General features: G+C 67.7%; 10 protein-coding genes. 6 read left to right on the top strand and 4 right to left on the bottom strand.

Features of this window, described 5'->3' with window-relative positions; translation table 11 throughout:
- The first annotated feature begins 50 nt into the window (after nucleotides 1-50).
- Nucleotides 51-218 (top strand): DUF6435 family protein, encoded by a 168-nt coding sequence (locus FEF15_RS19470; RefSeq protein ID WP_240454199.1) that lies wholly within the window; start codon nucleotides 51-53, stop codon nucleotides 216-218.
- Here the strand turns inward: FEF15_RS19470 and FEF15_RS16200 are convergent.
- The 4 genes from FEF15_RS16200 to gatC all read right to left on the bottom strand — a co-directional run bounded on the left by FEF15_RS16200 (nucleotide 187) and on the right by gatC (nucleotide 4,109).
- Nucleotides 187-738: a cupin domain-containing protein gene (locus FEF15_RS16200; RefSeq protein WP_163560203.1), complete on the bottom strand. Its 552-nt coding sequence runs from the start codon at nucleotides 736-738 to the stop codon at nucleotides 187-189. The two genes, FEF15_RS19470 and FEF15_RS16200, sit on opposite strands and share 32 nt — an antisense overlap.
- A gap of 81 nt (nucleotides 739-819) precedes the next feature.
- Entirely contained in the window at nucleotides 820-2,289 is a 1,470-nt protein-coding gene (gene gatB, locus FEF15_RS16195) for an Asp-tRNA(Asn)/Glu-tRNA(Gln) amidotransferase subunit GatB (RefSeq protein ID WP_163560202.1), read from the bottom strand.
- Nucleotides 2,289-3,749: an Asp-tRNA(Asn)/Glu-tRNA(Gln) amidotransferase subunit GatA gene (gene gatA / locus FEF15_RS16190; RefSeq protein WP_163560201.1), complete on the bottom strand. Its 1,461-nt coding sequence runs from the start codon at nucleotides 3,747-3,749 to the stop codon at nucleotides 2,289-2,291. The genes gatB and gatA overlap by 1 nt, the downstream gene beginning before the upstream one ends.
- A gap of 72 nt (nucleotides 3,750-3,821) precedes the next feature.
- Entirely contained in the window at nucleotides 3,822-4,109 is a 288-nt protein-coding gene (gene gatC, locus FEF15_RS16185) for an Asp-tRNA(Asn)/Glu-tRNA(Gln) amidotransferase subunit GatC (RefSeq protein WP_163560200.1), read from the bottom strand.
- Between the two features lie 180 nt (nucleotides 4,110-4,289).
- On the opposite strand from gatC, the gene FEF15_RS16180 reads away from it, so the two are divergent.
- The 5 genes from FEF15_RS16180 (at nucleotide 4,290) to rng (ending at nucleotide 8,872) form a co-directional block, all read left to right on the top strand.
- Nucleotides 4,290-5,327: a rod shape-determining protein gene (locus FEF15_RS16180; RefSeq protein ID WP_163560199.1), complete on the top strand. Its 1,038-nt coding sequence runs from the start codon at nucleotides 4,290-4,292 to the stop codon at nucleotides 5,325-5,327.
- A gap of 80 nt (nucleotides 5,328-5,407) precedes the next feature.
- Nucleotides 5,408-6,265 (top strand): rod shape-determining protein MreC, encoded by an 858-nt coding sequence (gene mreC, locus FEF15_RS16175; protein WP_163560198.1) that lies wholly within the window; start codon nucleotides 5,408-5,410, stop codon nucleotides 6,263-6,265.
- Nucleotides 6,265-6,756 carry a rod shape-determining protein MreD gene (gene mreD / locus FEF15_RS16170; RefSeq protein ID WP_163560197.1) on the top strand — a complete coding sequence of 164 codons (492 nt, stop codon included), beginning with the start codon at nucleotides 6,265-6,267 and terminating at the stop codon, nucleotides 6,754-6,756. The genes mreC and mreD overlap by 1 nt, the downstream gene beginning before the upstream one ends.
- Nucleotides 6,757-6,762: 6 nt before the next feature.
- Entirely contained in the window at nucleotides 6,763-7,362 is a 600-nt protein-coding gene (locus tag FEF15_RS16165; protein WP_163560196.1) for a Maf family protein, read from the top strand.
- A 46-nt stretch (nucleotides 7,363-7,408) separates the two neighbouring features.
- Entirely contained in the window at nucleotides 7,409-8,872 is a 1,464-nt protein-coding gene (gene rng, locus FEF15_RS16160; RefSeq protein ID WP_163560195.1) for a ribonuclease G, read from the top strand.
- The last annotated feature ends 1 nt before the right edge of the window (nucleotide 8,873 follow it).

Genomic DNA, 8,873 nt, shown 5'->3' with positions numbered 1-8,873 from the left:
GTGATTCCAGTATAGCCCCAGGCTCGCGTGATGGCTGGTCAACATGAGTAATCAGGAAAGCCTATGAACGTGAGTTTGAAGAGGCCACGCAGGCAGCCCGCAATGGCGACATGCGCGCCAACGCGACATTGACCGAGCAGGCCGAGGCGCTGCTCAAAGAGATCGAACACTTCAACCGCGGCTTGCTCAGAAACTTCGTGCCGGCGTGCAGCAGCTGACCAGCCGGCAAGGGGTCTGGCCGGGATTGCGGAAGCGGTGGGGGACGTTGGTGTCGAAGTAGTAGGCTTCGGCTGGCCCGAGCACACGGCTCTCGGCGCCGATGGTGATCTCGATTTCGCCTTCGAGTACCACCCCGGCTTCCTCGCCTTGGTGGGCGATCATCTCGCGACCGGTATCGGCGCCGGGGGGATAGGTCTCGATCATGAAGGCCAGCGCGCGGCTGGCACGATTGGCACCCACCAGCTTGTAGATGACGTCGCCCGAGCCCACGTCGGCGAGCTCGTCGGCTGTGTAGAACACCTGGTTACGGCTCTCCAGGTCCATGGTGAAGAAGTCGCCGACGCTGATGGGAATGGCGTCGAGGATCTTCTTCAGCGAGCTCACCGAGGGGCTGACCTTGCCCTGCTCGATGAGCGACAGGCTGGAGTGGGTCACGCTGCAGCGCTTGGCCAGCTCGCGCTGGGAAATCCCGCGCAGGGTGCGCAGGGCACGCAGCCGTGCGCCGACATCATCGGACATCCGGGTGTTCCTTGCTGGCGTCGGTTGTGGTCGCGGCCACGGGGCGCAGCGCCCCGTGGCGTCTTTGCTGGCGTACCGGCCTCAGCACAGGGCGTCCAGTTTCTCCTTGAGCAGCGCATTGACCTGCTGGGGGTTGGCGGTGCCGCGGGATGCCTTCATCACCTGGCCGACGAAGTAGCCGATCATCTTGCCGCGCTTCTCGGGCTCGGCATCGCAGTATTGGGCCACCTGGGCGGGGCTGTCGGCGATCACCTGGTCGATCATCGCCTCGATGGCGCCGGTGTCGGTGACCTGCTTGAGGCCCTTGGCCTCGATCACCTCGTCGGCGCTGACGCCCTCGCCGTGCCACAGCGCCTGGAAGACCTGCTTGGCCGCCTTGCCGCTGATGGTGTCGTCCATGACCCGGCCGATCAGCTCGCCGAGTTGGCGGGCCGAGACCGGGCTGTCGGCAATCGCCAGACCCTCGCGGTTGAGCGCCCCGGAGAGTTCGCCCTGCACCCAGTTGGCGGCTTGCTTGGCATCGCCGCAGGCCGCCTTGACCGCCTCGAAATACTCCGCCATGTCGCGGCTCGCCGAGAGCACGCTGGCGTCGTAGGCGGAAAGCCCCAGCTCGCTCTGGAAACGGGCGCGCTTCTCGTCGGGCAGCTCCGGCAGGGTCTCGCGCAGGTGGTCGACATAGGCCTGGTCGAGCACCACCGGCAGCAGGTCGGGGCAGGGGAAGTAGCGGTAGTCGTTGGCCTGTTCCTTGGTGCGCATGCTGCGTGTCTCGCTACGTTCGGGATCGAACAGGCGGGTTTCCTGTATCACCTCGCCGCCGTCCTCGAGCAGCTCGACCTGACGCTCCACCTCGAACTCGATGGCACGCTCGACGAAGCGGAAGGAGTTGACGTTCTTGATCTCGGCGCGGGTGCCGAACGCCGCCTGGCCCGTCGGGCGTACCGAGACGTTGACGTCGCAGCGCATCGAGCCCTCGGCCATGTTGCCGTCGCTGATGCCGAGATAGGTGACGATGGAGTGGATCGCCCTGAGGTAGGCGGCGGCCTCCTTCGCCGAGCGCATGTCGGGCTCGGAGACGATCTCCAGCAGCGGCGTGCCGGCACGGTTGAGGTCGATGCCGGTCATGCCGTGGCCTCTTCCGTTGGAGAAGAGCTCGTGCAGCGACTTGCCGGCGTCCTCCTCGAGGTGGGCATGGTGAACGCGGACGCGCTTGGTGCTGCCGTCATCCAGCGAGATCTCCACCTCGCCGGGCCCGACGATGGGCTGGTACATCTGGCTGGTCTGATAGCCCTTGGGCAGGTCGGGGTAGAAGTAGTTCTTGCGATCGAACACCGAGACCTCGGGAATCTCGGCGTGGATCGCCAGCCCGAACTGCACGGCCATGGCGACCGCTTGTTCGTTGAGCACCGGCAGCACGCCGGGCAGGCCCAGATCGATGGCGCAGGCCTGGGTGTTGGGCTCGGCGCCGAAGGCGGTGGAGGCGCCGGAGAAGATCTTGGAGCGGGTGGCGAGCTGGACGTGCACCTCCAGCCCGATCACGGTTTCCCATTGCATCAGGCGTTCTCCTCGGCGAAGGCGGGACGGCGCAGGTGCCAGTCGGTGGTCTGCTGGAACCGGTGGGCGACGTTGAGCAGGCGCTCCTCGGCGAAGTGGGTGCCGAGCACCTGCAGGCCCACCGGACGCCCGTTGGCCAGGCCGGCCGGCACGCTGATGCCGGGAATGCCAGCCAGGTTCACCGCGATGGTATAGATGTCCTGCAGGTACATGGAGACCGGGTCCTTGTTGGCGCCCAGGTCGAAGGCCGGGGTGGGGGAAGCCGGCCCCATCAGCACGTCGACCTGCTCGAAGGCGTCGAGGAAGTCCTGGCGGATCAGCCGCCGTACCTGCTGCGCCTTCTTGTAGTAGGCGTCGAAGAAGCCCTCGGAGAGGGTGTGGGTGCCGATCAGGATGCGCCGCTTGACCTCCTCGCCGAAGCCCTCGGCCCGCGAGCGCTGGTAGAGGTCGATGAGATCCCGCGGGTTGTCGCAGCGGTGGCCGAAGCGTACGCCGTCGTAGCGCGACAGGTTCGAGGAGGCCTCGGCTGGGGCGATGACGTAGTAGGCCGGGATGGCGTAGTGGGTATGCGGCAGGCTTACCTCGCGCACCGTGGCACCGAGCGACTCGTAGACCTTGATCGCCTCGTGCACGGTGGCTGCCACGGCCGGGTCGAGCCCCTCGCCGAAGTACTCCCTGGGCAGGCCGATCTTGAGGCCGGTGAGCGGGGCATCGAGCTCGGCGGTGTAGTCGGGCACGCCGCGCGCCACGCTGGTGGAGTCGCGCAGGTCGTGGCCGGCGATGGCGTTCAGCAGCAGAGCGCAGTCCTCGGCCGTGCGCGCCATGGGGCCGGCCTGGTCGAGGCTCGAAGCGTAGGCGATGATGCCATAGCGCGACACCCGGCCGTAGGTGGGCTTGAGGCCGGTGATGCCGCAGAAGGCGGCCGGCTGGCGGATCGAGCCGCCGGTATCGGTGCCCATGGCAGCCGGGACCAGGCCGGCGGCCACGGCGGCGGCGCTGCCCCCGGAGCTGCCGCCGGGCACGGCGGCGAGGTCCCAGGGGTTCTTCACCGCGCCGTAGTGGCTGTTCTCGTTGGACGAGCCCATGGCGAACTCGTCCATGTTGGTCTTGCCCAGGCTCACAGTGCCGGCAGCCGCCAGCTTTTCCACCACGGTGGCGTCGTAGGGCGAGACGAAGGTATCGAGCATCTTCGAGCCGGCGCTGGTCTTGACGCCCCGGGTGCAGAAGATGTCCTTCAGGGCCAGCGGCAGGCCGGTGAGCGGGCCGGCCTGGCCGGCGGCGCGGGCCGCATCGGCGGCGTCGGCGGCGGCCAGCGCCTGGTCGAAGGTCACGGTGATGAAGCTGTTGAGCGCGCCGTCGAGGCGGTCGATGCGCCCGAGCAGGTGCTGGGTCAGCTCGCGGCTGGAGAACTCGCCGAAGGCGAGGCCGTCGGCGAGTTCGCTCAGTGTCTTGTCATGCATGCGGCATGGCTCCATGAAGACGTGCCGAAGGGATGGGGACGCGGACAGCGGGTGCCGCGCGGCGGGCGACGATCACTCGACGACCCGCGGAACCAGATAGAGGCCGTTCTCCACGGCGGGCGCGCAGCGCTGGAAACGCTCGCGCTGATCGCCCTCGGTCACCTCGTCGGCGCGCAGGCGCTGGGTGGCATCGAGGGGGTGCGCCAGGGGAGCTATGCCGTCGGTGTCCACCCGCTGCAGCTGGTCGACCATCTCCAGAATGCGGCCGAGGTCGTCGACGTAGCGGGCGGCCTCATTGTCGTCCAGGCCGAGTCGGGCCAGGAACGCTGCCCGCTGCACATCTGCGTGTTCAAGCGCCATGGGCTGGATGTCCTCGCACGGGTTGGGGTGGGGAAACAGCCGGTGAATGTACCATATTCAGCGGCCATCGGCAGCCTCCACGCCGGCATGTGACCGGAGTGGTCGCTTGCTGCCGGGGGGCCGCGGTGATACCGTTTGCCTCCGCACAGGGTTCCCGGTCCGCACTAGGTAACAACGTCCATGTTCAAACGTTTAAGGGGGCTGTTTTCCAGCGATCTGTCGATCGACCTGGGTACGGCCAATACGCTGATTTATGTCCGCGGTCGCGGCATCGTGCTCGACGAGCCGTCGGTGGTGGCCATCCGCCAGTCAGGCAACATGCGCAGCGTGGCCGCGGTGGGCGCCGATGCCAAGCGCATGCTGGGCCGTACGCCCGGCAACATCACCGCCATTCGCCCCATGAAGGACGGCGTGATCGCCGACTTCACCGTCACCGAACAGATGCTGCAGCACTTCATTCGCAAGGTGCATCAGAGCACCTTTCTGACGCCCAGCCCGCGCGTCCTGGTGTGTGTGCCCTGCATGTCGACCCAGGTGGAGCGCCGCGCCATCAAGGAGTCGGCGGAGGGCGCCGGGGCCCGCGAGGTCTTCCTGATCGAGGAGCCCATGGCCGCGGCCATCGGTGCCGGCCTGCCGGTGGACGATGCCCAGGGCTCCATGGTGGTGGACATCGGGGGCGGTACCAGCGAGATCGCCATCATCTCGCTTAACGGCGTGGTGTATTCCGAATCGATTCGCGTCGGGGGCGACCGCTTCGATGAGGCCATCACGGGCTACGTGCGCCGTCACTATGGCAGCCTGATCGGCGAGGCCACGGCCGAGCGCATCAAGGAGGAGATCGGCTGTGCCTATCCCGGCGGCGAGCTGCGCGAGATCGACGTGCGCGGGCGCAACCTGGCCGAGGGCATTCCGCGCAGCTTCACGCTCAACTCCCACGAGATCCTCGATGCCCTCCAGGAGACGCTGGCCTCCATCGTGGCCGCGGTGAAGAGCGCCCTGGAGCAGTCCCCCCCGGAGCTCGCTTCGGACATCGCCGAGCGTGGCCTGGTGCTCACCGGCGGCGGCGCCCTGCTGCGCGACCTGGACAAGCTGATCGCCGAAGAGACCGGCCTGCCGGTGATCGTCGCCGAGGACCCGCTGACCTGTGTGGCGCGTGGCGGCGGCAAGGCGCTGGAGATGATCGACCGGCATACGTTCGAGTTGCTCTCCAGCGACTGACGCAGTGAGGCCTATCGGGGGAATCGGGGGAAACGTCTATCAAGCCGCTGTTCTCGCACGGGTCGGTGCCCGGCTATCGCATGCTGCTCTGCGCGCTGCTGGCCGCGGCGCTGATGTTCGCCGATCACCGTTTCACGCGCATGGAGGCCGTGCGGGCCCAGCTCTCCACCGTGGTGGCGCCCATCCAGTGGCTGGTCAGCCTGCCCAGTGATGTGCTGACCTGGGGCTCGCTGGCACTTTCCGACCAGCGCGCTCTGGTGGAGGAGAATCGCCGGCTGCGCGAACAGATCCTGCAGCTCTCCCATCGCGTGCAGCGCATGTCCAGTCTCACCGCCGAGAACGTGCGCCTGCGCGAGCTGCTCGCGGCCGGCGAGCGCCATGAGGTCCCCTACATCACCGCCGAGTTGCTCTCCCTGGATGCCGACCCCTTCACCTTCCAGATGGTGGTGGACCAGGGCCGGCGCGACGGCGTCTATGTCGGCCAGCCGGTGATGGACGCCTCGGGCCTGGTGGGGCAGGTCACGGCGGTCTCCGCCTTCTCCAGCCGTGTGCTCATGCTCGCCGACGCCAGCCATGCGCTGCCCGTGCAGGTCAATCGCAACGGCTTGCGTTTCATCGTCCAGGGCACCGGTGAGTACGATGCGCTGGAGGTGCTCCACGTGCCCGACACCGCCGATATTCGCGAGGGAGACCTGCTGGTCAGCTCGGGGCTGGCCGGGCGCTTCCCCTCGGGCTTTGCCGTGGCGCGCGTCAGCGAGGTAGTCCACGATCCGGGGCAGCCCTTTGCCCGGGTGTTGGCGGAGCCGGTGGCGCGTTTGCAGCGCTCGCGTCATTTCCTGCTGCTGTTCCCGCCCGGCCCCGCGGGCGAGCCGGAGGCGAACGGGGCATCCCCGGCCGGCCCGAGCGAGGGGCGTGCCGCCTCCGAGGAGGACTCCTGATGCCCAGCGCACGGGTGACCTCGCTGCCGTGGATCTGGCTCAGCCTGCTGCTGGCGCTCTGCCTGCAGGTGATGCCGCTGGCCGAGGGGTGGCAGATGTGGCGTCCCGACTGGCTGGGGCTGATGCTGATCTACTGGTGCATGTCAGCCCCCGAGCGCGTCGGCGTCTTCCACGGTTTCGTACTGGGCCTGCTGCTTGACTTGATCGAGGGGGCGACCCTGGGGCAGAACGCCCTGGCACTGTCGCTGCTGGCCTTCCTGTGTGCACTGGTCTATCCGCGTTTTCGCGCCTACTCGCTGCTGCAGCAGGCGCTGCTGATATTGGTGTTGCTGGGGCTCTCCCAGCTAACCGAGCAGTGGCTACGCACCCTCTTCGGGCCCTTCTCCATGCACCTCTCCTTCCTGCTGCCGTCGCTGATCGGCGCCGTGCTCTGGCCGTGGCTTGCCACCATGTTCCAGGCCATGGAGCGCCGCCTGGCCGGCGTGGAGTGACCGCCCATGACGGACCCGTCTTCTCCCGTGCTTTGCCTCGCCTCGGCGTCGCCGCGCCGCCGTGAGCTGCTGGCCTCCATCGGCGTGCCCGTCGTGGTGCAGCCCGTGGACCTCGACGAGGCGGTGCAGCACGACGAAGGGGCGGCCGACTACGTGCGGCGCCTGGCCCGCGACAAGGCGCGGGCGGGTTCCCGGCACAGTACGCTGCCGACACTAGGCTCCGATACCGCGGTGGTACTCGACAGCGAGATCCTCGGCAAACCGCGCGACCGCGAGCAGGCAGCGGCGATGCTCGGGGCCCTGGCCGGGCGCAGCCATGAGGTGCTGACCGGCGTGGCAGTGGCCGGCCCGGCGGGGCTGCTCGATGTCTGCGTGGCGACCCGGGTGGTCATGCGGCCCATCTCTGCGTACGAGATCGCCGCCTACTGGGCCACCGGCGAGCCCGTCGACAAGGCCGGCGGCTACGCCATCCAGGGTCTGGCTGCGGTGTTCGTCGAACGCATCGAGGGTAGCCACTCGGCGGTGGTGGGGCTGCCGCTTTTCGAGACAGCGGCACTGCTTACGCGCCAAGGCGTGCCGCTGTGGAATGGCGCTGTGTCGCCATAGCAGTGTGTCATAATGCTCCGAGATTCGACTGGACAAGGATTTCCGCATGAGCGGTGAAGTACTGATCAACCTCACGCCCATGGAAACCCGAGTGGCCGTGGTGGAGAACGGGGTCCTGCAGGAGGCCCTGATCGAGCGGACCCGACGCCGCGGTATCGTCGGCAATATCTACAAGGGGCGCGTGGTGCGGGTGCTGCCCGGCATGCAGGCGGCGTTCGTCGACATCGGCCTGGATCGCGCCGCCTTCATCCATGCCCATGAGGTCATGCCCCCGGGCACTCCCACCGAGGAGCAGCTGTCCATCGGAGCGCTGCTCCACGAGGGGCAGGCGCTGGTGGTGCAGGTCACCAAGGACCCCATCGGCTCCAAGGGCGCTCGCCTGACCACCCATCTGTCGGTGCCGTCCCGCTATCTGGTCTACATGCCCGATTCGCCGCACCATGGCGTGTCGCAGCGCATCGAGGACGATGCTGAGCGCGAGCGGCTGCGCGCCCTGCTCGACGCGGTGCAAGGTGAGATGGAGCTGGAGATCACCGGCGGCTTCATCGTGCGCACCGCCGCCGAAGGGGTTGGCCGCGACGAGCTCTACACCGACATGCACTTTCTGCTGCGCCTGTGGCGCAAGGTCAGCGAGCGCAAGGTCACGGCGTCGGCGCCCAGCGTGATCTACGACGACCTGCCGCTGTTCATCCGCACCCTGCGCGACCTGCGCCGCGAGGAGATCGAGAAGGTGCGCATCGACTCCCGCGAGAACTACGTCAAGCTGGTGGCGTTCGCCGAGGAGTTCATGCCCGATGCGGTGCCGCGCCTCGAGTACTACCCGGGCGAGCGGCCGATCTTCGACCTCTACAGCGTCGAGGACGAGATCCAGAAGGCGCTGGGGCGCAAGGTGCAGCTCAAGTCGGGGGGGTATCTCGTCATCGACCCCACCGAGGCGATGACCACCATCGACGTCAACACCGGTGGCTACGTGGGGCATCGCAACCTCGAGGAGACCATCTTCAAGACCAACCTCGAGGCGGCCAACGCCATCGCCCGCCAGCTGCGCCTGCGCAACCTCGGCGGCATCATCATCATCGACTTCATCGACATGGATGACCCCGAGCACCAGCGCCAGGTGCTACGCATGCTGGAGAAGGCTCTGGAGCGTGACCACGCCAAGACCAAGTGCACCGGCGTCACCGAGCTGGGGCTCGTCCAGTTGACGCGCAAGCGAACCCGGGAGAGTCTGGAGCAGACGCTGTGCGAGGCCTGCGAGACCTGCGGGGGGCGTGGCACCCTCAAGACCGCCGAGACGGTGTGCTACGAGATCTTCCGCGAGATCCTGCGCGAGGAGCGTGCCTACAGCGCCGAGACCTACATGGTGCTGGCGTCCCAGGCGGTGGTCGACCGCCTGCTCGACGAGGATTCCGCGGCGGTGGCCGACCTGGAGACCTTCATTGGCAAGACCATCCGCTTCCAGGTCGAGGCCCACTATTCCCAGGAGCAGTACGACATCGTGCTGATGTGAG

It is taken from the genome of Halomonas sp. NO4, from assembly GCF_010994375.1.
Lineage (GTDB): Bacteria > Pseudomonadota > Gammaproteobacteria > Pseudomonadales > Halomonadaceae > Halomonas.
This window is presented reverse-complemented; position numbering and strand designations above follow the sequence as displayed.